This window comes from Arthrobacter sp. Y3222053, assembly GCF_059092805.1.
In genome coordinates, this window is record NZ_JBNHIA010000005.1 from 256,517 (window position 1) to 279,014 (window position 22,498).

Below are 22,498 nucleotides of genomic sequence, written 5' to 3' on the forward strand. Positions count from 1 at the left end.
GGGCGCTGTCCCGGACTCGGCATCGGTCCTCGGCTCGCCCCATCCCGGAACGTTCCCGCCGTTCACCCCGTACCGGCCCTTCGCGCCCACCCAGCTAGAATCGGGAGGGCCCGTTTTCCCCACAGCACGGGCGGAAAGTGCAGCATGTCCTTCACCGAAAACGCCCTGGCGCACCGGGCGGAACTGCAGCGCCTGCAGGCCGCGCCGGGCTGGCGGCTCACCTCCGCGAACCCCTGGGTGCTGGCACTGTTCCGCGAAGCCTTCCCCCGCACCCGGCCCCGGGTGCCGCTGGAGGACTTCCACGACATGACCGACACCTTCCTCGCCGCCCTGCGCCGCGAAGGCGCCGCGCTGCGCGAGGACTGGACCGGCAAGAACTACGCCGACGACTGGGTGGCCCGCCGCTTCCTGGCCCGCCCCCGCGCCGACGGCCGGTTCGTCTACGAACTCACCGAATCCTCCGTCCGCTTCCTCTCCTACCTGGACGCATTCACCAGCGACAAGACCTCGCTGAACAGCTCCCGCCTGGCCACCCTGCTCTCCCGGGTGGAGAACCTCGCCCAGGAATCCAACCCGGATCCGGAAGCGCGCATCGCAGTGCTCCGCGAGGAAATCGCCCGGCGCGAGGAAATGATCGCCGCGCTCGAAGCCGGCGACGCTCCCCCGCCCATGGACGCCGACGCCGCGCTCGAAGCCGCCGGCGACATCCTCGACCTCGCCGCGTCCCTGCCCGCCGACTTCAAGCGCATGCGCGACGGCCTGGAGAAGATGCTGCACGCGCTCCGCCAGGAAATGGTGGAATCCAACGCCGCCAAGGGCCTGACCATGGGCGAAATCCTCGAAGCCGACCGGAAGCTGCGCAGCACCAGCGAAGGCCGCACCTATGAGGGCTTCACCGCGTTCCTGAACGACGCCGACCAGCAGGCCCGCTTCCGGCAGGCCATCAGCGAAGTATTGGAACGCGACTTCGCGGACCGGATGAGCCCCGAAGACCGGCAGGCCCTCTACCGGCTGATCAGCGACATGCGCGCCCAGGCCGCGGAAATCCACCGCATCTACGGCCGACTCTCCGAATCCATGCACACCTACGTGCAGAGCGACGAGTACCGCGAATCCGTCCAGCTGCGCCAGCTCATCCGCGCCGCCGAAACCGCCATCCACAAGGCACCCCGCGGCCGGCGCCGCGCCGCCGTCGTGCCCGCACCGAAACTGTACGGCTCGGCCTTCGAGTCCCTGGGCATGGTGCGCCTGTTCGACCCGGCCGACCATCGCGCCCCCGGCCGGCTGCCCGAGCCGCCGAGCTTCACCGAAACCGACATCCACCGCGCCGCCCGCACCCCGCGCGCGGACCGGAAGGTGCTCGGCGCCGCCGTCCGCAAGGCGGCCGCCCGCCGCGGCCGGGCCACCGTGGCCGAAGTCTTCGCCGAACTGCCGGCCGAACACCGGCACCTGAACAGCATCCGCGCCCTGCTCGCCCAGGCCGCCGCCGCCGGCACCGTCACCGGCTCCGCGGCCGACGGCGCCCCCGCGGCCTCCGGGGGCGGCGCGCGGTCCGAATCCGTCTCCTTCATCCAGATCGACGGCACCGAGCGCACCGCCGTGCTGCCCGCCGTCACCGTCGCGAAAGACCCAGACCATGAGTGAGCCCACCCCCGCCCCCGCCGCGCAGGACCTGCCCGATGCGATCGAGCCGGAAACGGACACCGCCGTGGACGCAACCAGCGAGGACGCCACCCTCGCAGACGCCGCTGACACCGCCGTCGAGGTTGAACTCGAGGACGGCACCGACTTCCCCGAGGCCGACGACACGTACGACGTCGACTCCGACCTCGACGACTCCCACACCCCCGCCCGCGACGTCCTCGTGGACGGCCCGGAGCTGTTCCCCGGTGACACCGGCACCCTGCCGCTGAAGCTGCGCCAGGCCCTGGTCCGGCTGCTGCGCGGCCCCTACCTGGACGCCACCTCCTCGGACAACGTCTACAACACCGTGGTGGACAACCAGGAGCAGCTGCGCACCCGGCTCAGTGAACTGTTCCTGCAGCTGGTCATTGACGAGGACCGCAAGGTCGCGCTGCTGCGCCCGGTGGACATGGCCGAGCCGCACACCCAGGTGCTGCAGCGCCAGCGCGAAATGACCCGCGAGGAAACCCTGCTGCTGCTGCGCATGCGCCTGCTGCTGGACCGCCACGCCGGCACCGGCAACGACGCCGTGATCGCCCGCCGCGACATGGTCGAAATCCTCGAACAGTACGTGGACCCGGGCCAGCAGGACGCGAAGGGCGTGGAGGACCTCACCGACGCCGCCATCCGCAAGCTGGTCTCCGAACGCCGCCTGCTGCTGCCCACCGAGCTGGAGGACACCTGGGTGATCTCCCCCGCCCTGCCGCTCGCCCTGCCCTACGAGCACATCGGAGACATCATCGCCTTCATGCAGTCCCTCACCGAGCCCGACGACGACGGCGCGCCCGCCGCTGCGCCCGGCACCGCCGCCGCCGTGTCCGGCACGGAGATGACGGAGCCCGACGCCGCCGGCACCCCGGCGCTCGACCTCACCGAGCTCGATACCGCTGTGGAGGAGCAGGCATGAGCATCGAAACCACCCTGCCCATGGGGGACCTGATCAACCCCGGCCAGAACCGGCTCGCCTCGGTGCAGATCGTCAACTGGGGCACCTTTGACGGCGCGCACACCATCCACGTGGACCGCGCCGGCACGCTGCTCACCGGTGACTCCGGCGTCGGCAAGTCCACCGTCTTCGACGCGATCCTGCAGGTCATGGACGCCCGGCCCAAGATGAACGAGGCCGCCCAGAACAACGGCGGCACCACCGCCGAGGAACGCCGCACCGCGTTCAGCTACATGCGCGGCCGCCTGGGCACCCAGCCGACGTCGGCCCCCGCCGCGGGCACGGCACCGACGTCCGGCACCCCCGCCGACGCCGCCCCCGGCACGGATCCGGTCACCGGCACCGCCTACCAGCGCCCCGGCGCCACCTGGTCCGCCGCGTGCCTGACCTTCGACAACGGCCTGGGCCAGGTCACCAGCCTCTCCGTGCTGATGGACCTGCCCGAGCACGGCACCGAACAGCACGTGGGCCGGTTCTACCTGCTGCACAACCGCCCGCTGGACGTCGCCGCCATCGAGACCGGCATGCGCGGGCGGTTCACCAAGGGCAGCCTGGAGGCACTGCTGCCCGGCGCACAGGTCTTCGACTCGCACAAGCTGTTCGCGGAGCGCTACCGGCACGCCCTGGGTGTGGAGGACGAGAAGGCGTTCAACCTGCTGCGCATCCTGCAGACCGGCCGCGGCCTGGGCGGCACCGTCAACGACTTCTTCCGCGCCAACGTGCTGGAAACCCCGAAGACCCTCACCGCCGCCGAAGAGGCGGTGGAGGACTTCAGCCACCTGCGCAGCATCCGCCGCCAGCTCGAACGCGCCCGCCGGCAGCGCGACCACCTCGCCGAGGTCCCCGGCCTGCACGCCCGATACCTCACCGCCCGCGCCGAACTGGAACGCTCCCGCGCCCTGCTGGACCGCGGCCTGCCCGCCTACCGCCGCAGCCTCGCCCTCGCCGGACAGAAACGCGAGGTCGCCCGGCTCACCGGCGAGACCGACGCCGCCCGCACCGCCCTGGCCGACGCCGAAACCCGCCGCGGCGAACTCAAGGACGCCATGGACGCGCTCCGCGCCCGCTACGCCTCCGAGGGCGGCGGCGCCGTCGCCACCCTGGAACGCGAACTGGCCGCCGCGCAGGCCCAGCTGGCCGCCCGCGAAGCGGTGGAAACCGCCGCCCGCGCAGACCTGGACGCCGCCGGGCTGGACGCCGACTTCTCCCCCGCCGGCCTGGAAACCGCCCGACGCCGGGCCGCCGACCAGGTGCGATCCCTCGCCGCCGAGCTGGCCGCCGCCCGCGAGCGCAGCAGCGACGCGCACGGCGAAGCGTGGGCCGCCAAGGGCCGGATCCGCCGGCTCGAGGAGGAAATCGCGTCCTTCCGCCGCCGGCGCAGCAACATCCGCCAGGACAGCCTGGACCTGCGCGCCCGGATCAGCGCCGGCACCGGCATCCCGGCCGAGGAGATGCCCTTCGCCGGCGAACTGATCGACCTCGCCCCGGAGCACGCCGCCTGGCGCCCCGCCGCCGAACGCGCCCTGCGCTCCCTGGCCGTGTCCCTGCTGGTGCCCGGCGAGCACATGCCCGCCGTCACCCGCTACCTGAGCGAGACGAACCTGCGCGGCTTCATCCGCTGCATCGACGTCTCCGTGCCCGTGGACGGGCGCACCGCGCCGGACGAGGACCACCTGGTCACCAAGCTGCTCACCGCCGCCGGGGCGATGGGCGACTGGGTGCGCCGCAAGATCACCGCCCACTACGACTACGTGTGCGTCGCGGATCCGGCCGGGCTGGCCGACGTCGACCGCGGCGTCACCCGCGGCGGCGCGGTCAAGCGCAACGCCAGCACCACCGAAAAGGACGACCGGCACACCAACCCCGGCGACCAGGTGCTCGGCTTCGACAACAAGGACAAGGTCGCCGCCCTCGAGGCCGAGCTCGAGGCGCTGCAGCGCTCCTTCGAGGAGGCCGACACCGCCTCCCGCGAGCAGGCCCGCGCCCAGGACGCCGTCGCCGCCCGGCTGGCTGCCGCGTCGCGGGTGGCCGAGGACACCCGCACCTGGGAGGAGCTCTCCGCGGACGCGTTCCGCGCCGAGCTGGCCGCCGCGCAGGAGCGCCTGGACACCGCCCGGGACGCGAACGCGGACCTGGAGCAGATCCGCTTCGAGCTGGAGACCGCGGAGCTGGACCACACCGCCGCCGTCGAGAAGGTCGGCACGCTCAAGGGTGAACTGGCCCGCCTGCAGGCCCAGCTCGACGCCGCCGTCGGCCGCCGCGACGTGCTCGCCGCCCGCGGCACCGAGGCCCTGGACGAGGAGCTGCGCGCCGCGCTGGAGGACCTGTTCGCCCCCTACGGGGAAGCCCGCGACGCCGACGCCGTCACCGCGGCCGCGGCCGCCGTCGAACGCAAGCTGCTCACCGGCGCCGCCGCGCACGAGAAGGCGCTGCTGGAATCGAAGAACCGGCTCGAGCGGATCTTCGAGACCTACACCGAGAAGTGGGGCTCGGACTTCGGCACCTCCGTGGACGCCGCCGAGGCCTACGCGGACCGGTACGAGGACATCGTCACCGAGGGCCTGCCGCAGCGCGAGGCCGAGTTCCGCGAGTACTTCAACAACCGCACCTATGAGCGGTTCAGCGACCTGCTGCAGCTGCTGGACGAGGAGCGGCGCAGCATCTCCTCGCGGCTGCTGCCGCTGAACTCGGTGCTGCGCCGGGTGGAGTACCACGCCGGCAGCCACCTGGAGATCGAGGTGAAGGACAGCATTCCCGACGCCGCGCACAAGTTCCGGCAGGACCTGAAGAACGCGCTGCCGCTGATGGGCCGCCGGCAGGACAAGGCGGACATGGACGCCCGCTACGCCGGCCTGGAGGCGCTGGTGGAGCGGCTGAAGGACCCCGAGGAGAAGCGCTGGCGCGCCGAGGTCCTCGACGTGCGCGCGCACGTCACCATCACCTGCACACACCGGCTGCCCGACGGCGGGGCGTACACCAACCTGCAGGCCTCGCTGATGTCCGGCGGCGAGGGCCAGCGGTTCACCGCGTTCATCATGGCCTCCGCGCTGGCCTACCAGCTGGGCATCGTGTCCCAGGGGTTCAGCACCTACGGCACGGTGATGATGGACGAGGCGTTCGTGAAGTCCTCGCTCTCCTTCGCCGAGGCGTCGATCAACGCGCTGCACGAGTTCGGGTTCCAGCTGCTGCTGGCCGCCCCGGAGGACAAGGTGGACCTGTCCCGGTTCCTCGGCTCGGTCACCGAGATCCTGCGCGACGACGCGACCAACCGCTCCGGCACCCTGCAGCGGTCCGGCGGCTCGGTGCCGGTAAACATCCTGCTGCGCTGAGAGGTTTGCTGCACGTTTTCACGTAGTTCCCGGCCGGATTCGAGCAATTCGAGGCGGCGTGTTGGCCCGGGCCCGTTGCTAGGGTCCGGGCATATGGAAACCGCGAACCGCTGCCCCCGCCGGGTCGTCGGCGCCTGGACGGTCGGTGCCCTGGGCCTGCTCTGCCTGGTGGTGGCCTTCACCGTCCCGACCCCGATCACCCCGCTCGGGCAGGCGGTGGCCGGCGCCGCCGCGGTCCTGGGCTCGGCGGCGGGAGCGGCGTATCTGCTCAACGGCCAGCTGCTCGGCCGCCGGCTTCCGGCGGGCGCAGCGTGGGGCGCCGCCGCCGGGTTGACCGTGTGGGCGGTGGCGCTGGGCCGGCTGGTGCTGTGGCAGGACCCCGGGAACCAGCTGCCGTTGGCGTTCCTTCCCCTGCTGCCGGCCGTGTGGGTGATCGCGGCCTGCCAGCCGCAGGGCCGCCCGCCGGAACGCTGACGCGGCCCGAACTGGCCTTCGGGGTTCCGGCCGGAGGACACTGGGAGAAACCTCGCGGCAGGAGCACCATGAACCGTGTACGGCAGGCCTGGCAGTCCTGGCGCCGGCAGCTGATCGGCACCTTCAGCAACAACAGCCCCACCGAGCAGCAGTGGGAGCTGGACCTGGCCAAGGGCGACGACGTCGGCCACTTCGGCCCCGACTCCGCCGTCTGGGCGGTGCACGGATCCATGACGCCCATCGTCGCGGGCATCCGCGCGCTGCTGCTGCAGGCCCTGCACCCGGGCGCCCTGGCCGGGGTGCATGACTACTCCAACTACAAGGAGGATCCGCTCGGCCGGCTGGCCGGCACCATCCGCTGGATCTTCACCGTCACCTACGGTGACACTGCCGCCGCCCGCAACGGCTCGCAGTGGGTGCGCCGGCTGCATGAACGGGTGCAGGGCAGCTACGTCGACGCCGGGGGCGCACCGCAGGACTACTCCGCCAACGATCCGGAGATCGGCCGCTGGGTGCATCTGGCGTTCACCGACGCGTTCCTCACCTCGCATCTGGCCTTCGGCCGCCCGATTCCCGGCGGCGCCGACCAATACGTGGACGAGTGGGCGGTGGCCGGGGAGCTGATGGGCATTCCCGATCCGCCGCGCAGCGAAGCGCAGCTGCGCGCACAGATGGCGGCGTTCGACGACGAGCTGTACCACAGCGCGTATCTGGACGAGGTGCTGGGGTTCCTCCGCAACCCGCCGCTTCCCCGCTCCCAGCGGCTGGGCTACCGGGTGCTGTTCGCCGGCGCAGTCTCCACCCTGACGCCCGAACACCGGCGGCTGCTGGGACTGCGCGCCCCGCATCTGGGGCCGGTGCCGATTCCGATGCGCCTGCCGGTCAAGGCGGTGCTGGGCGTGATCCGGCTGGGCCTTGGCGCGCAGGGGCCCAGCGAACGCTCCGCCCGCGAACGCATCGCCCGACTGCAGAACCTGCCCTAGCGGTCCGGATGCCCGGCGGCCGCTACGGACACCAGTTCCGCGGCGGCACCGGACAGCCGGCGTGGACCTGCCCAGACGGCGGTCAGCGGCCGCCCGGCGTCCAGCCCGTCCACCGGAACCTGCAGCAGCTCGCCGGCGGCCAGCTGGTTCCGTACCGCCAGCGCGCTGAGCGCGGCCGGACCGGCGCCGGCCTCCACCGCCACCCGGACCGCCGCATTGCTGCCCAGCACCTGCACCGGCTCGGCGACCTCGTATCCGACGAGCGCGTCCCGCAGCGCCTGGCCGGTGCCCGAGCCAGGTTCACGCACGACCAGCGGAGTGGCCGCCAGTTCCTGCGCGCTGAGCCGTCCGGCGCGCTCCGCCCACTCGTGGCTGGGCGCCACGACCACCACCAGCTCGTCCTCGGCGACCACCAGGGTGTTCAGCCGGACCGGCACGGTGGGCGTTTCCACGAACCCCAGCTGCAGCCCGCCGCGCTGGACCTCGTCGAGCACCTGGGCGGAGTTCAGCACCTGCACCTGCACCCGGGCCTCCGGCAGGCGGCGTTTCAGTGCGGCCAGCCAGGCCGGCAGCAGCGTCTCGGCAATCGTGTCGCTGGCGCCGACGGTCAGCTCCTGTACACCCGAGCCGGCGGCGCCGCCCTGCCCGGCGGTGAACCGGCGGGCCGCATCGAGCAGCTCCCGGGCCGCCTCCGCGAGCTGCCGTCCTCGGGCGGTGGGCACCGACCCGCGCGGGCTGCGCACCAGCAGGGCCGCATCGTGGTGCGCCTCCAGCTCCGCGAGCGCGCGGCTGGCGTTGGGCTGGGCCATGCCGACCCGCCGCGCTCCGGCTCCGACGCTGCCTTCCTCGACCACGGCAACGAACAGTTCCAGCACCTGCAGGTCCGGCCACGGCTCGCCCATATCAGAACGATATAGGCCGGTGCCGATCAGCGGGGTACCGGCACCCCCGCCGCCGGTGCAACGATCGAAACGATGGGGAGCGCAGTGCCTGCCGGCATGATCCGGCCATCCCTCCTTTCCCTCCCGGCCCCTCCCCATCAACAAGGCCTCCCACGACTCAAGGCATCCCCGGACTCTTGAAAGGAACCATGCGCAGGGTTGCAACCTCACTTCTCATCGCGGGTTTGCTGGCAGGCGGCGGCGTGGTGTCCTGCGGAACCACCGACGCGCCCTCTCCGGAAGCCTCGACCAGCGCCACCGCGGCAACCACGGTGCCGGCGGAGCAGGCCGACCAGCTGATCCCCGCGGACGCCCGGACCCTCACCGACCCGGCGGATCCGCAGGCCACCCTGGTGCTGTTCACCGACTACCAGTGCCCCTACTGCGCCATGATGGATGAGCTGATCCAGCAGGCCAGGGACGACTACGGCGACTCGGTGCGCATCGTCGTGCGGAACTACCCGCTGCCCAAGCACCAGAACGCCGAGCCGTCCGCCCGCGCCGTGGAGGCCGCCGCCGAGCAGGGCGCGATGGAGCAGATGGCCGCCGCCGTCTTCGAGCACCAGCAGGACTGGAAGACCGCGGACAACGTGGACGACATCTTCGCCGGCTACGCCGAGGAGATCGGCCTGGACATGGACCGGTACCGCGCCGACTACGAGTCGGACGCCATCAGGGACCGGGTGGCCCGGGACCTGCAGGACGCCCAGGAGCTCGAGGTCCGCGGCACTCCCACCCTCTACCTCGACGGTGAGGTGCTGCAGCTCGAGTCCGGTGACTACAGCGAGATCCAGGAGCCGCTGGACGAAGCCCTCGGCAAGTAGGCCCCCCGCCTGCCGGTGTTGCCTGGGAGGACCTAGGAGCGCAGGTAGGCAAGGGTGGCCAGGACCCGGCGGTGCCCGCTGTCCGACGGCGCGAGCCCGAGCTTGGCGAAGATGTTGCCGATGTGTTTGCTGACCGCGGTTTCGGAGACGGAGATCGTCTCCGCGATGGCCGCGTTGCCCAGCCCCTCGGCCACCAGTCCGAGCACCTCGAACTCGCGCGGCGTCAGGGAGCGGATCGGGTCCTGGGTGCTGCGGCGGCTGAACAGCTGGGCGATGACCTCCGGGTCCATCACGGTGCCGCCTGCCAGCACCCGGCGCAGCCCGTCCACGAACTCGCCGACGTTGCCCACGCGCTCCTTCAGCAGATAGCCCACCCCCTGCGCGCCGGAGGCCAGCAGCCGGCTGGCGTACCGGTCCTCCACATAGGCGGAAAGCACGAGGACCGGAAACTCCGGCACCCTTTCGCGCAGTTCCAGGGCCGCGCGCAGGCCTTCGTTGGTGAAGGTCGGCGGCATCCGCACGTCCAGCACCGCGCCGTCGGCGCCGCCGGGCTCGAAGGCCGCCAGCAGGTCATCGGCGTTGTCCCAGGAGCCGACGACGTCGAACCCCTCGCCGCGCAGCAGCAGTTCCAGGCCGGCGCGCAGCAGCGCGTCGTCTTCGGCGATCAGAAGGCGCATGGCAGCTCCACTCTCAGCTTCGTCGGTCCGCCGGCCGGGCTGTCCAGCAGCGCCCTGCCGCCGAACGCGGCCGCCCGCCGGGCAATGCCGGCCAGGCCGGTGCCGGACCCGCCGGCCGCGCCGTCGCCGTCGGCCGGGTCCGGCACCCGCGCTCCCCCGCGCCCGTCGTCGTCCACTTCAATTACCAGGGTCTCCTCCCGCCCGCCCGATTCGGTCCGCAGGGCCACGTCGATCCGCGCCGCCTGCGAATGCTTGGCCGCGTTGGTCAGCGCCTCGGCGAGCACGAAATAGGCGGCCGATTCCACCGCTGCCGGGGCCCGCTCCAGGCCGGCCGTGTCCAGGGTGCAGGGTATCGGTGAGCGGCTGGTCAGCGCCGACGCCGCTCCGCCTAGGCCGAGTTCGTCCAGGACCGGCGGATAGATGTCGTGCACCGCCGCGCGCAGTCCGGCCAGCGCCTCCGTCGCCGCGTCCTGCGCCCGGCCCAGGAGCGGAACCGCGGCCGCCGGATCGGTTTCCGCGGCCCGCTGCGCCAGCCCGAGCATCATGACGACGCCGACCAGCCGGTTCTGCGCGCCGTCGTGCAGTTCACGTTCAATCCGGCGCAGCTCGGCCGAGTGCGCGGCGAGCGCGCTGGCCCGCGCGGAGGACAGTTCCTGGATCCGGCGGGAGAGCTCCGCGTAGCGGCGCGGCGAGAGGATGGCCAGCGTTCCGTCGCTCAGCCGCCGGGCCATCCACGGCAGCAGCAGCCAGGCCAGCACGGCGTACAGCACGCCGAGCAGCATGGCCAGAGCGGCGTCGGGCCAGCTGGTGACCGTGACCGTCATGTCCAGCGGCGCGTCCGCCGGGAACAGCTGCCACCACGGGGCCAGCAGCAGGTAGAGCACCGCCCCGGCGGGCAGCGCCAGCGCCAGCGCTCCGGCCAGCAGCCCGGCGGCGCAGTGGAACAGCAGCCAGGACAGGTCCCGTTTAGTGTCCGGGGCGGTGATCAGGGCGGCCAGCTCGCAGAACGGCTGCCGGCCGGCCAGCCGCCGCCGGTCAAAAGGCATCACTGCGTGGGCGAATCCGGCCGAGCGGTGCTGGGCGCGGACGGCGAGCAGGTTCACCGCGGTCAGCAGTCCCGGCACGGCGTAGAGGCCCACGCCCAGCGCCACGAACGGCAGCAGCGCGATGCCGGCCACCAGCACCGCCCACGAGACCAGCGACCAGGCGCCTTCGCGCAGCAGGAACAGCAGGTCCCGGGTGCGGGAGGCGAGGCCTGCGCGGCTCGGGGAGGTCATTTCCAGAATTATGCCGGACCGCCCGGCGGCTGTCGGTATAGCTGGCTCTACCCCAAACCGGCCGGCTGGCGGTATCGGATCCCCGCCCGGCGCTCAATAGCGTCGACAGGGAAGCCAAACCCCTTCCCGATAGGACAAACCATGTACACCGATGCCGCTGAGTTTTCCGCACCTGCGGCCCTTGCGCTGCAGGGCGTTTCCAAGAGTTACCGGTCCGGCGGTTCCCGGGTGCACGCGCTCCGGGACGTGTCCCTGGCCCTTCCGGCCGGGACGTTCACCGCGGTCATGGGCCCCTCGGGCTCGGGCAAGAGCACCCTGCTGCAGAGCGCGGCGGGCCTGGACACCCCGGATACCGGCCGGGTGCTGCTGGGCGGCACCGAAATCTCCCGGCTGCGGCCCAAGGCCCTGACCCGGTTCCGGCGGGACCATGTGGGCTTCGTCTTCCAGTCCTACAACCTGCTGCCCCAGCTGAGCGTGGCGCGGAACGTGACGCTGCCGCTGCTGCTGGCCGGCCGCGGCCCGGACCAGGCCTGGCTGGACTACGTGCTGGAGGCGGTCGGGCTGGGCGGGCTGGGCCACCGGAAGCCGCAGGAGCTCTCCGGCGGCCAGCAGCAGCGGGCCGCGATCGCCCGGGCCCTGATCACCCGCCCGGCCGCCGTGTTCGCGGACGAGCCGACCGGCGCCCTGGACTCGGCCACCGCGCAGCAGGTGCTGGGGCTGCTGCGCCACACGGTCTCCGCCCTGGGCCAGACCGTGATCATGGTGACCCACGACCCGGTGGCCGCTCGGCACGCGGACACCGTCCTGTTCCTCGCCGACGGGCGGCTGGACGGCAGCATCACGGATGCCTCCGCCCGTGACATCACCGCCCGCATGGCCGACCTGGGAGAGCGCTGATATGTGGACCCTTGCCAAAGCCTCCGTCCGCCATCACCGCGGCGGGTTCGCCGGCGTCTTCGTCGCCGTGCTCCTCTGCTCGGCGCTGATCACGGCGATGGGCGTGCTGATTGAATCCGGGCTGCGCGGCGGCGTCGGCCCCCAGCGGCTGCAGGGCGCCGACGTCGTGGTGGGCGCCCCGCAGGAGGTCCCGGTCGTGGAGGACATGGACGTCGCCCTGCCCGAGCGGGTCCTGCTGCCGGCCGCGGCGGTGGAGCAGATCGCCGCGGTGCCCGGCGTGGACCGGGCCGTGGGCGGCGTCGAGATTCCGCTGGCCACCGCCGACGGCGCCGCCGTCACGGCCGCCGGCTGGGACAGCGCCGCCCTGGGCCCGTACGAGCTGGCCGGCGGGCGGGCCCCGCAGGCGGCTAACGACGTGGCGGTGGATGCCTCCCTCGGCGCGGAGCCGGGCAGCCGGCTGGTGCTGGCCCACGGCGGGGAGCGCACCGAGTACACGGTCTCCGGTGTCCTGGCGTCCGACGGCGGCGCGGACGGCGCGTCGTCGGCCGCCGGCCCGGCCGTCTTCCTCAGCCCGGCCGGGGCGCAGGCCCTGTGGCCCCACGGCGGCTCCGTGGCCACCGTCGGCGTGCTCGCCGACCCCGGCGTCGGTCCGGACGACCTGGCCGCAGCGATCGAAGCCCGGGTGGACGGCGTCGTCGCCTACACCGGCGACGCCCGCGGGGACGTGGAGAACCTCGGCGGGGCAGCCGCCCGCTCGGGCCTGCTGCTGCTGAGCGGCTCGCTGGCCGGGGTGGCGGTGATGACCGCCGTGTTCGTGACCGCCGGAACGTTGTCCCTGTCGGTGCTGGGACGCCGCCGCGAGTTCGCCATGCTGCGGGCCGTGGGGGCGGGCAGCGGGCAGGCGCTGGGGCTGGTGGTCCGCGAGGTGCTGCTGGTCTCCGCGGCGGCCGCGGTCCTGGGCGCGGCCCCCGGGTTCGGGCTCGCCGCGCTGCTGGGCGGGCAGTTCGCCGACGCCGGCGTCATCCCCGCATCCTTCCGGCTGGCCTACGGCCCGCTCCCGGCCCTCGCCGCGGTGCTGATCAGCGTGGCCGCGGCCGTGGGCGCCTCGTTCGTGGCTGCCCGCGGCACCGTCCGCACCCCGCCGACCGCCGCGCTGCGGGAGTCCCAGACCGAGTCCGCCCGGCTCGGCCGCGGCCGGGTGAACACCGGGCTGGCCCTGCTGGCCGCGGGCCTGCTCGCCGCCGTCGTACCGATGGCGGTGCCCGGCGACGGCGGGCTGGCGGCGGCTGCCTCCAGCATCCTGCTGCTGGTGATCGGCACGGCGGTCCTCGGGCCGTGGCTGGTCACCGCGGTGCTGAAGCTGCTGCGACCGCTGCTGGGCCGCAGCGCCTCGGCGTCGCTGGTGCTGGCCGAAGCCAACGCCGGTGCCTTCCCGCGGCGGCTGGCCGCCGGCATCGTTCCGCTCGCGCTGGCCGTGGCACTGGGCTCGGTGCAGTTCTTCACGCCCACCACCGTGGAGGCGGAAGCCGAGCGGCAGGCCCGTGACGGAACGGTGGCCGCCTATCTGGTCAGCGCTCCGGCGTCGGGGCTGTCCGCGGAAACCGCGGAGCGGGTGGCCGCCCTGCCCGGGGTGCAGTCCGCGACCGCGGTGGCCCGGTCCGCGGTCCTGGCAGACACCCGCTTCCTCGGCATGGAGGACGGCGTCACGCCCTACGCCGTGCAGGGGCTGGACCCGGCGGAGCTGGACGGGACGCTGGACCTGAAGGTCAGCGAGGGCTCCCTGGACCGGCTGGCCGAGCCCGGCACCGTGGCCCTCAGCGTCGACCTGGCCCGGGCCGCCGGCGTCGCCCCGGGCGGGGAGTTCGGCTTCCGGTTCGGGGACGGCACGCCGGCGACCGCCGTCGTCGTCGCGACCTATGAGCGGGGGCTGGGCTTCGGGGACGTCGCGGTGGCCAACGACACGCTGCGCGCCCACACCACCACGGGCCTGAACGACCACCTGCTGGTCAGCGCCGCACCGGGCACCGACCCTGCGGAGCTCGAGGCGGCCGTGGCCGGACTGGGGCTGACGCTGCTGGACCGCGACGGCCTGGCCGCGGCCGGCTCCGCGGAACGGAACGCCGAGTCCTGGGTGTCCGTCATCGCCATGCTGGTGCTGCTCGGGTACCTGGCCGTCTCGGTGGTCAACACCCTGGTCATGGCCACCGCCCGGCGCCGGCCGGAGATGCTGCTGCTGCGCAGCCTGGGCGCCTCGGATGCCCAGCTGCGGCGGATGACCGGCGCTGAGGCGGGTCTGGTCGCGGCGGTGGCCGTCGCGGTGGGCACCGTGCTAGCCGTCCCGCCGCTGATGGGCATCGCGTACAGCGTCTCCGGGGCGCCGCTGCCGTCGATCGTCCCGGCCGCCTATCTGGCCCTGGCCGGCGCGACGGCGGCCCTGGGGCTGGGCTCCGTCGCCGTGGCCACCCGGGCGGCGCTGCGCCCGGCCCGGAGCTGATGCCGGCGACTGACACCGGAAAAGTAGAAGACCCCGGCCCATAGGACCGGGGTCTTCTACTTTGATGATCATCTCATCGGCGGAGGATGGGGGGGAATTGAACCTCCGAATAATCGCGGTGGAACCACGGTGACATCGGGCCGCGAGAGGTGAAAAGGTACCAGTGCGGTTAACAGGACTTAAAGCGACTGAAGAGAGTCAGCGTGAAATCATATATCTAACTAGCGGCGGCGCATCCCGCGCTCAGCAACCCTACTTAGGGTACTGCAAGTTCGAATCGCCTAACGCAAGGGTCACGAAGGCAGCTCGTCCACAATCTCCATAACCTTGCGGCAGACATATACCCTTCCATAGCTCCTCCCCGTAACTTCTCTCAAGTACCCCATTTCCGTCAGCCTTTGAATGGCATTATTCGCCGGCGGATAAGTCTTGTTATGCAACTGAGCAGCTTGGGATGGCGTGATCACCGGGTAAGCGATTAAATCATCAACAATATCAAGCACGACTCCCCTAGCACTGGCTGCACGAAGCTCGTCTAGGACCTGGTTCCTGAACTCCAGAAGGGCATCAATTCGAGCAATTTCGGCGTTTGCTTGGTGTTCGACAGCATCGCAAAAGAACTGAACCCAGCTGTCGAACTCACTCCGCTGGCTGCAGGCCAGGAGCAAGTCCTTATACTGCTCCTTCCTCGGCTCAAAGTACGTTGATATATTGAGGATCGGGTACCGCAACGCGCCGGCTGCAACGAGCTGCAGGGTGACCACCAAACGCCCCATACGGCCGTTTCCGTCTGTAAACGGGTGAAGAGTTTCAAACTGATAGTGCCCCAGTGCCGCCTTAGCAATTAGGGGAATGTCGTTGGGTTCATTTATCCAGCGTTCCCAAGCGTTTAGCCCTTCCTGTAGCTGCTCCCCTTCGGGAACGGGCACAAAACGCGCATTCTCGATACCAGGCCGAGAACCCCCCAGATAGACGGGCGAGCGACGAACCATCCCCGCATCCCAAGATCCACCTCTCGTGCCCTTAACCAAAATGCCTTGGAGCTCTGCGATGACTGCGGCAGTAATTGGACGCCTCTGAATTAAGTTTAGACCTTCAACGGCAGCATCCACATAATTCAGCACTTCGGCAACTTGCGAACTGCGGCGCCCTTTGTCGACGAACTCGGCCTCAAGCACATCAAATAGCGTGGCGTGGGTTCCCTCAAGGGCACTGGTACTCTGCGCTTCTTTGTGCAGAGCTGGACGGACAAGGAGCTGAGGGTTTGGCAGCTTGTCCGCGGCTGCATCCAAGCGGCCTAGGGCCAAGGCAGCTTCAGCTATCCGGTTATACGTAGCCATAGAGAGATTCGGCTCATCTGGAAGGGGATTAGGCACGAACGCCCAATGCTCATAATCTCGTCCAAGCGAGTGATCGTAGCCAGTAATTGGAACCAACGTACCTGCTGCTTCCTGCCCAAACTCCGTCAGCTCCACGGTTGTCTCCTTAGCTCGCCCAACGTCATTTATAGCTTAGGGCCGAATGGGATAGATGTAGTTCCGAGACGAGTAGATAACGCTGGGCCCCTCACTAGGCGCACGGATGTTCTCCTCTACAGGCCCCGGTGCGAGCGCCGCCATGGAAGATCCTATGAATCACAAGGGTGTGATTCATAGGATTGGTGGGCACCCTATGACTCTGGGGACAACATCTATAGCTTGCGCCTCGCTTCGCTTCCGAAGGAGCAGCGTACTCAGCAGAGACAGCGCCCCCCCCAAGCGAGGGCAAGGACAGTTCGGCGGGAGCCTGGTGCATTGTTCTGCCTGTACGGATGGCTTAGATGAGAGCCACTAGCTCCCCGAATACGACGTGATGCCCCTTAGAGTCCTGTCTACAACGCAGCCAAACGACGATGAGACGCGGCGGACCTCTGGCATCGCCGACGCCCAGCAGCACGTGTGGCTATAAAACTCGGGTTCTGAATCATAGGTTCCGCCTACAACCTATGACTCTGTGGATAACATCTATAGCCTGCCAAGACCTGTGTTGCGGGTACCCCGCCAGAAGCCGTAGCCGTTGCCGAAACCGCTCCACTCTGAATGAACGCGGTCCTGCCAGATCTACCGCGCTGCCCACGGCTTGCTGGATTGCCTCCTGACTCCGGGAGCGCAAGAGCGACTAACAACCATGGGGAAAGCCTGCAGTCTCAGTCCCCGACTCTGGCAGCCAGAGCAAGCGGGTAGGTCGCGTAGCTGTTGGGCAGAGGGACGATAGGCATCGAACAGCAATAGCAGCCCTTAGGGGGCGGGACCAGCCGGCAGCCTGCGAGGAACCCCTCACCCACTTAAGCACGCCCCAATGCCTAACTGCCCCACGTGACAGTCCTTAGACTGCTCTTGGTCGGCCTCGGTTCAGGAGATGTGGGCTACGATGCCGACGGCCAGGCACCGCCCATGACGCCGTCATGAAGCTCAGCCGTGGCTTCTGCCTCACTCGCCGGTTTTGCTCGGGGCCCTTAACGCAAGTTGCCCCGGCTAGGCTCTACCTAGCCGGGGCAACTTTCTGCTGGCGGAGGATGGGGGATTTGAACCCCCGAGGGCGTTAACCCAACACGCGTTCCAGGCGTGCGCCATAGGCCGCTAGGCGAATCCTCCAGGTTTGCTCGTCAAGAGCAGATACAAGACTACCGGACAACGCCCGGATTGCCGAATCGGCCCCGGTCCGGCTAGGCCGGTGCCGGCCGGCGCGCCGTCAGCGCCCGACTTTGCCGAACAGCGAGGCGATCGGGGCGAGCACGAACGGGCGGGCGGCGAACCAGCCGCCGGCGATCACCAGCAGGGACGCGAACATGATCCAGAAGCCCGTCCAGTTCACCGCGTCCTGGCCGGCGTACATGTGGTTCAGGTTCTTCAACGCCCCGGTGGACAGCACCAGTGCAACGTGCACGATGATGAACGCCACGAAGTACAGCATCACCGGGAAGTGGATGGCCCGGGCCACCTCCACCGGGAAGATGCGGTTCAGCCGATCCGCCTTGGCCGGCCACATCCCGGACATGCGGTAGCCGCTGAGCGCCGCCAGCGGCGCGGCCACGAAGATCGTGACGAAGTAGGCCAGCACCTGCAGGGAGTTGTAGTTCACCCAGCCGTTTTCCGTCGGCCAGTCCAGCGACAGGTACTGCAGGGCGGCGGAGGCCGCGTTCGGGAACACGTCCCAGCTGGTCGGCACCACCCGCATCCACTGCCCGGTCACGGCGAGCAGCACCACGAAGACTGCACCGTTGACCAGCCAGAGGATGTCCAGCGACTGGTGCAGCCACAGGGTGAGGCTGATCTTCTTCGGGTTCTTTCCCCACTTGGGGGTCCACTGCGCCGGCGGGCGGCGCTGGGTGCGGACCTGCCAGCCGGAGCGGATGATCAGGACCATCAGGAACACGTTGAAGAAATGCTGCCAGCCCAGCCACGCCGGAATCCCGACAGGGGCTCCGTGCGGCAGCTCGCTCTCCCCCGGGTAACGGGCGAGGAACTCCTGGACCGGCCCCAGCGTGACCAGCCACCGGGCGGCCAGCACCGCGGCGGCGCAGAGCACCAGCAGGACGACGGCGAGCAGGGCGGCCTGCCGCAGCCGGCTCCGTTCCGGCTTCGCGGGGGCGGAAGCCGGCTTGGCCGGGGCGGCCGATGTCGGGCCAGAGGAGGCTGCGGCACCGGCGGCTGGGGCCGCTCCGGCCGCGGAAGCCGGGGTTGCGGCTGCCGCGGCAGCGGGCGCAGTGGCCGCGGCCGGGCGGGGCATCCCCTGGCGTCGGCCGGTGGGTGCGTTGGTGGGCGCATTGGTGGGCGCCTTGGCGGATGCACCGTCGGGAGCGTTGGTGGGCGCATTCGCAGGCGCGCCGGCAGTCGCTTCGGCCGTGGGAGCCGCCGGGACCTCCCCCGCGGCGGCCGGCCGGGGCAGCCCCCGGCGCCGGCCGGTGGTTGCCGCTGCGGCCGGAGCGGACGGTGAGGAGGAAGCGGACGGTGAGGAAGGGGCGGGGTTGGCCGCGGCGCCGCCGGGCTCTCCGGCGGCTGCTGCTGTTGCGGCGTCCGGTCCGGGGCCGGGCGCGCCCGCCGTCCGGGGCAGCCCCTGACGCCTGCCGGAACGAGCCGGGGCGGCGCCGGGCTCTGCCGCCGCCGTCGCAGTAGCCGCAGCAGTCGCAGCCGCTGCCGCCGCCGTCGGCCTCTGCTCCGGAGCTGCCGCACCGCCGCCTGCCGCTTCCGCCGTATTCGCCGCGGCGTGCGGTGCCCCCGGAACCGGCGCTGCCGCCTGTTCCGGAGTCGCCTCGACTGCCTCCCCCGCGGTCCGCGGCAGTCCCTTCCTCACCATCGGACTATCCCCGCTTCTCTTCGAGGGCGGCCACCAGCTGCGGCACCACGGTGAACAGGTCCCCCACCACGCCGAAGTCGGCGATGTCGAAGATCGGCGCGTCCGGGTCCTTGTTCACCGCAACGATGGTCTTGGCCGTCTGCATGCCGGCCCGGTGCTGGATGGCGCCGGAGATGCCCAGGGCAATGTAGAGGTCCGGCGCCACGGTCACGCCGGTCTGGCCCACCTGCATCGCCTGCGCCACGTACCCGGCGTCGACGGCGGCGCGGGATGCGCCGACCGCCCCGCCCAGCGCGTCGGCGAGGCTTTCCACCAGGGCGAAGTTTTCGCCGGAGCCCAGGCCGCGGCCGCCGGAGACGACCACGGAGGCGCCGCGCAGCTCCGGCCGCGTGGACACCGTGCCGGTCTCCTCACAGCTGGTGATCGTTGCGTCGTGAGCGCCGGAGGCCGGCGCGGCGAGCACCTCGACCGAGGGTTCCTGCGCTTCGGCGCGGAGGCTGGAGGAGCCCTGGCGCAGCGTGATGACCAGCGTGCCGTTGGCTGCGGCGGAGTCCGTCAGGTACGCCCCGCCGTAGACGGAGTGGTGCGCCACCACGCCTTCCTCGTCCCGGGAGACGCCGACGGCGTCGGCGGCCAGGGCAGCGCCGGTGCGCACCGCGAAGCGTGCGGCGGCATCCCGGCCCTGGATCGAGTTCGGCACCAGCACCGCTTCGGGCGCCAGGGCCGCGGCGGCGGCGGTCAGCGCGTCCACCACGGGTCCCACGACGGCGGTGCCGGCCTGGTCCGTCTCGGCGACCATTACGTGCGCGGCGCCGAGGCCCGCCAGTTCCTTGCCGAGCCGGTCAGCGCTGCCGGGCGCGGCCACCGCGAGGGCCACCGGCGTGCCGACGGCGGAGGCGGCGCCGATCAGTTCGGCGGCGCTGGAGCGCAGTTTGCCCGACGGCGAGAGGTCGACGAGCACGAGGGTCGCGTTTTCGGGGTATGCGGGCATGGTCAGTGTCCTTTGATGAGTTGGTTCTCGGCGAGGAAGTCGGCGATCTGCCGGCCGGCGTCGCCCTCGTCTTCGATGCGGATGCCGGCGGCGCGGGCCGGGCGCTGCGCCACGGAGAGGATGATGGAGCGGTTCGCCTCGTCGTCGACGGTGATGCCGAGGTCGGCCAGCGTGAGGGTGTCGAAGGGCTTCTTCTTTGCGGCCATGATGCCCTTGAAGTTGGGGAATCGGGCGTCCGGCAGGGCTTCGGTGATCGAGATGACGGCGGGCAGGGGCGCCTGGACCTGGGTGCTTTCGGCTTCCAGGTTTCGGGTGCCGGCGACCGTCTCCGCGGTGAGTTCCACCGTGCTCAGGAAGGTGATGCCGGGAACTCCCAGCAGTTCGGCCAGCATGGAGGGCAGCACGCCTGCGCCGCCGTCGGTGGAGATGTTGCCGGCGATCACCAGGTCGAAGCCGATGTTCCGGATGGCCGCCGCCAGGACCTCGGCGGTGAGGGTGGTGTCGGCGCCGAGCATGGCCGGGTCGCAGACGTGCACGGCGCGGTCGGCGCCCATGGCCAGGCCCTTGCGCAGGGTGGCCGGCATGGTGCCGTCCGGCCCGGCGGCGAGCAGGACCACCTCGGTGTCCGGATCGGTGCCGCGGTGGGTCAGCGCCACCTCGAGGGCCCGTTCGGTGATTTCGTCCAGGACCGGATCTCCGGCGGCGCGTTCCAGGAGCCCGGTCTCCAGGTTCAGCGTGCGGTCCCCGTAGGTGTCCGGGACTTCCTTCATGAGAACAACTATTTTCATCGATTTCCCTCTTTCATCGTCGAAGTTCGGGGCGCAACCGTGCGGGTTACGTGAAAGCTATCAGGCCGTCGGTGATGACGGGACGTTCCGCCACGGCGGCGTCGAAGCGTCCGTCCGTCCAGCTCCGGACGGCGATTTCGTCGCCGGGGAACACCACGCCGGAGAACCGTCCGGAGAACTCGCGCAGGTCGGCCGGATGGGCTCCGGCGAGCCCGGCCAGCGGCAGCGTCACCGCGGCCAGCGAGGCCAGGCCGTGCAGGATGGGCCGGTCCTGGCCGATCCGCCGGGCGGCCTGCGGGTCGATGTGGATGTGGTGCCGGTCCCCCAGCAGCCGGTAGAGCGCCGCCTGGTTGGGCTGGGTGGCGATGCTTCCGACGGCGGCGGGTTCCGTGTCCGGCGCCGCGGGAGCGGAGGGCCCGCGGTCTCCGCCGAAGCCGCCGCAGCCGGGGGCGAAGATCCGCCAGGTCGCCGCGAAGAAGTCGCTTTCGACGATGAGGTTGAAGACGGCGGCGGACCCCTTGTCCCAGACCTCGCCGACCCGGGCGCTCATGGTCACTTCCCCGGAGCGGGGCAGCGGCCGGTGGACTGTGAGCTGCTGCGAGCCGTGCACGGCACGGTTGTCGAAGGCCCCCTGCCCGGCCAGCACGTCCGGGGCCCATTGGGCCAGCGTCAGGCCGAAGGAGGGCAGCACCCGCAGCCGGTCCTCGAAGACCAGGTCCAGGTCCTGCGCGGAGGCGCCGACGGCGAGCGCGTAGAGGATGGCCTCGGTTTCGGTGTAACCCGCCGTGCGGTCGCCGAGGCTGCGTCCGGCCCAGTCGCCGGCGGTGCCGGTGCCGGTCCCGGGGACGGTCCCGATGCCGGGGGCGGCTGCGCCGCTCATGCGCCGTACACCGGTTCGGGAGCGGCGGCCTTCTGCAGCAGCGCCGTGACCGCCTCGCCGACGGCGGCGGCCTCCCAGCGGCGGCCGGCGTCCTGCGCGGGGCCGTGGTTCCAGCCCTCTTCGATGCAGATGCGTCCGCCTTCGATTTCGATCACCCGGCCGGTGACCTCCCGGGAGCCCGGGCTCGCCAGCCAGGCGACGACGGGCGAGACGTTGGCCGGATCCATGGCATCGAACCCGCTTTCGGGGGCGGCCATCGCCTCGGCGAAGGCGCCTTCGGTCATGCGGGTGCGGGCGGAGGGGGCGATGGCGTTCACGGTGACCCCGTAGCGGGCCAGCTCGTGGGCGGCGACCAGGGTGAGCCCGGCGATGCCGGCCTTCGCTGCGGAGTAGCTGGCCTGCCCGACGCTGCCCTGCAGCCCGGCGCCGGAGGAGGTGTTGATGACCCGTGCCTCGGGGGTCCGGCCGGCCTTGGCCTCGGCCCGCCAGTACTCGGCGGCGTGGCGCAGCGGGGCGAAGTGCCCCTTCAGGTGCACCCGGATCACGGCGTCCCACTCCTCCTCCGAGGTGTTGACCAGCATCCGGTCCCGCACGAAGCCGGCGTTGTTCACCAGGATGTCCAGGCGCCCGAAGGTGTCGACGGCCTGCCGGACCAGGCCCCGGGCCTGCTCGAAGTCGGCAACATCCGCGCCGTTGGCCACCGCTTCCCCGCCCATCGAGCGGATCAGGTCCACGACGTCGTGCGCCGGCCCGGAGGCCTCGACGACGCCGTCGAGGGAGGTCCCCAGGTCGTTCACGACGACCTTCGCGCCCTGCCGCGCCAGCTCCAGCGCGTGCTCGCGGCCTAGGCCGCGGCCGGCGCCCGTCACGATGGCAACTCGTCCCTTACAGATGCCGGTCATGTCGATTTTCTCCTTAGGGTTCACTGCCCTGGTCGGCCAGTGTAGCGTCTACCAAGCAAATGTTAGGGTATCAAGCA

At 71.1% G+C, this 22,498-nt stretch carries 17 protein-coding genes and 1 tRNA gene; 8 read left to right on the forward strand and 10 right to left on the reverse strand.

The genetic code is table 11. The features are described 5' to 3' along the window. The first annotated feature begins 144 nt into the window (after nucleotides 1-144). From AC5RUW_RS14070 to AC5RUW_RS14090, 5 genes are all read left to right on the forward strand, one after another. Entirely contained in the window at nucleotides 145-1,644 is a 1,500-nt protein-coding gene (locus tag AC5RUW_RS14070; protein ID WP_494161255.1) for a DUF3375 family protein, read from the forward strand. Beyond that, nucleotides 1,637-2,590 (forward strand): DUF4194 domain-containing protein, encoded by a 954-nt coding sequence (locus AC5RUW_RS14075; RefSeq protein ID WP_494161256.1) that lies wholly within the window; start codon nucleotides 1,637-1,639, stop codon nucleotides 2,588-2,590. The genes AC5RUW_RS14070 and AC5RUW_RS14075 overlap by 8 nt, the downstream gene beginning before the upstream one ends. Then, nucleotides 2,587-5,958 carry an ATP-binding protein gene (locus tag AC5RUW_RS14080; RefSeq protein ID WP_494161257.1) on the forward strand — a complete coding sequence of 1,124 codons (3,372 nt, stop codon included), beginning with the start codon at nucleotides 2,587-2,589 and terminating at the stop codon, nucleotides 5,956-5,958. The genes AC5RUW_RS14075 and AC5RUW_RS14080 overlap by 4 nt, the downstream gene beginning before the upstream one ends. Nucleotides 5,959-6,051: 93 nt before the next feature. After that, nucleotides 6,052-6,432: a hypothetical protein gene (locus AC5RUW_RS14085; protein ID WP_494161258.1), complete on the forward strand. Its 381-nt coding sequence runs from the start codon at nucleotides 6,052-6,054 to the stop codon at nucleotides 6,430-6,432. 68 nt (nucleotides 6,433-6,500) lie between these two features. Continuing rightward, nucleotides 6,501-7,415 carry an oxygenase MpaB family protein gene (locus AC5RUW_RS14090; protein WP_494161259.1) on the forward strand — a complete coding sequence of 305 codons (915 nt, stop codon included), beginning with the start codon at nucleotides 6,501-6,503 and terminating at the stop codon, nucleotides 7,413-7,415. Here AC5RUW_RS14090 and AC5RUW_RS14095 read toward each other — a convergent pair. Beyond that, on the reverse strand, nucleotides 7,412-8,317 hold the full coding sequence (locus AC5RUW_RS14095; protein ID WP_494161260.1) for a LysR family transcriptional regulator: 906 nt from the start codon (nucleotides 8,315-8,317) through the stop codon (nucleotides 7,412-7,414). The genes AC5RUW_RS14090 and AC5RUW_RS14095 overlap by 4 nt on opposite strands. Before the next feature lie 188 nt (nucleotides 8,318-8,505). Here AC5RUW_RS14095 and AC5RUW_RS14100 point away from each other — a divergent pair, with 188 nt between their 5' ends. Next, nucleotides 8,506-9,180, forward strand: coding sequence for a DsbA family protein (locus tag AC5RUW_RS14100; protein ID WP_494161261.1), 675 nt, complete (start codon nucleotides 8,506-8,508; stop codon nucleotides 9,178-9,180). A 32-nt stretch (nucleotides 9,181-9,212) separates the two neighbouring features. Here AC5RUW_RS14100 and AC5RUW_RS14105 read toward each other — a convergent pair whose 3' ends face one another. Continuing rightward, on the reverse strand, nucleotides 9,213-9,857 hold the full coding sequence (locus tag AC5RUW_RS14105) for a response regulator (RefSeq protein ID WP_494161262.1): 645 nt from the start codon (nucleotides 9,855-9,857) through the stop codon (nucleotides 9,213-9,215). Further along, nucleotides 9,845-11,134 (reverse strand): sensor histidine kinase, encoded by a 1,290-nt coding sequence (locus AC5RUW_RS14110; protein ID WP_494161263.1) that lies wholly within the window; start codon nucleotides 11,132-11,134, stop codon nucleotides 9,845-9,847. The genes AC5RUW_RS14105 and AC5RUW_RS14110 overlap by 13 nt, the downstream gene beginning before the upstream one ends. Before the next feature lie 141 nt (nucleotides 11,135-11,275). On the opposite strand from AC5RUW_RS14110, the gene AC5RUW_RS14115 reads away from it, so the two are divergent. Together AC5RUW_RS14115 and AC5RUW_RS14120 are read left to right on the forward strand one after the other, a co-directional pair. Next, nucleotides 11,276-12,031, forward strand: coding sequence for an ABC transporter ATP-binding protein (locus AC5RUW_RS14115; RefSeq protein WP_494161264.1), 756 nt, complete (start codon nucleotides 11,276-11,278; stop codon nucleotides 12,029-12,031). 1 nt (nucleotide 12,032) lies between these two features. Next, nucleotides 12,033-14,525 (forward strand): ABC transporter permease, encoded by a 2,493-nt coding sequence (locus AC5RUW_RS14120; RefSeq protein ID WP_494161265.1) that lies wholly within the window; start codon nucleotides 12,033-12,035, stop codon nucleotides 14,523-14,525. 293 nt (nucleotides 14,526-14,818) lie between these two features. On the opposite strand, the gene AC5RUW_RS14125 is transcribed toward AC5RUW_RS14120, so the two are convergent. The 7 genes from AC5RUW_RS14125 to AC5RUW_RS14155 all read right to left on the reverse strand — a co-directional run bounded on the left by AC5RUW_RS14125 (nucleotide 14,819) and on the right by AC5RUW_RS14155 (nucleotide 22,421). Then, nucleotides 14,819-16,000: a Fic family protein gene (locus AC5RUW_RS14125; protein ID WP_494161266.1), complete on the reverse strand. Its 1,182-nt coding sequence runs from the start codon at nucleotides 15,998-16,000 to the stop codon at nucleotides 14,819-14,821. A gap of 1,070 nt (nucleotides 16,001-17,070) precedes the next feature. Further along, a tRNA-Ser gene (locus tag AC5RUW_RS14130) sits at nucleotides 17,071-17,158 on the reverse strand. 97 nt (nucleotides 17,159-17,255) lie between these two features. After that, a complete protein-coding gene (locus AC5RUW_RS14135) occupies nucleotides 17,256-18,860 on the reverse strand; it encodes a cytochrome b/b6 domain-containing protein (RefSeq protein ID WP_494161267.1) in 1,605 nt (534 codons plus the stop codon). A 4-nt stretch (nucleotides 18,861-18,864) separates the two neighbouring features. Beyond that, a complete protein-coding gene (locus tag AC5RUW_RS14140; protein WP_494161268.1) occupies nucleotides 18,865-19,851 on the reverse strand; it encodes an electron transfer flavoprotein subunit alpha/FixB family protein in 987 nt (328 codons plus the stop codon). A gap of 2 nt (nucleotides 19,852-19,853) precedes the next feature. Beyond that, a complete protein-coding gene (locus tag AC5RUW_RS14145; RefSeq protein WP_494161269.1) occupies nucleotides 19,854-20,639 on the reverse strand; it encodes an electron transfer flavoprotein subunit beta/FixA family protein in 786 nt (261 codons plus the stop codon). 46 nt (nucleotides 20,640-20,685) lie between these two features. Further along, nucleotides 20,686-21,519, reverse strand: coding sequence for a MaoC/PaaZ C-terminal domain-containing protein (locus tag AC5RUW_RS14150; RefSeq protein ID WP_494161270.1), 834 nt, complete (start codon nucleotides 21,517-21,519; stop codon nucleotides 20,686-20,688). Further along, nucleotides 21,516-22,421: an SDR family oxidoreductase gene (locus AC5RUW_RS14155; protein WP_494161271.1), complete on the reverse strand. Its 906-nt coding sequence runs from the start codon at nucleotides 22,419-22,421 to the stop codon at nucleotides 21,516-21,518. Before AC5RUW_RS14155 ends, AC5RUW_RS14150 begins: the two co-directional genes overlap by 4 nt. Between the last annotated feature and the right edge of the window lie 77 nt (nucleotides 22,422-22,498).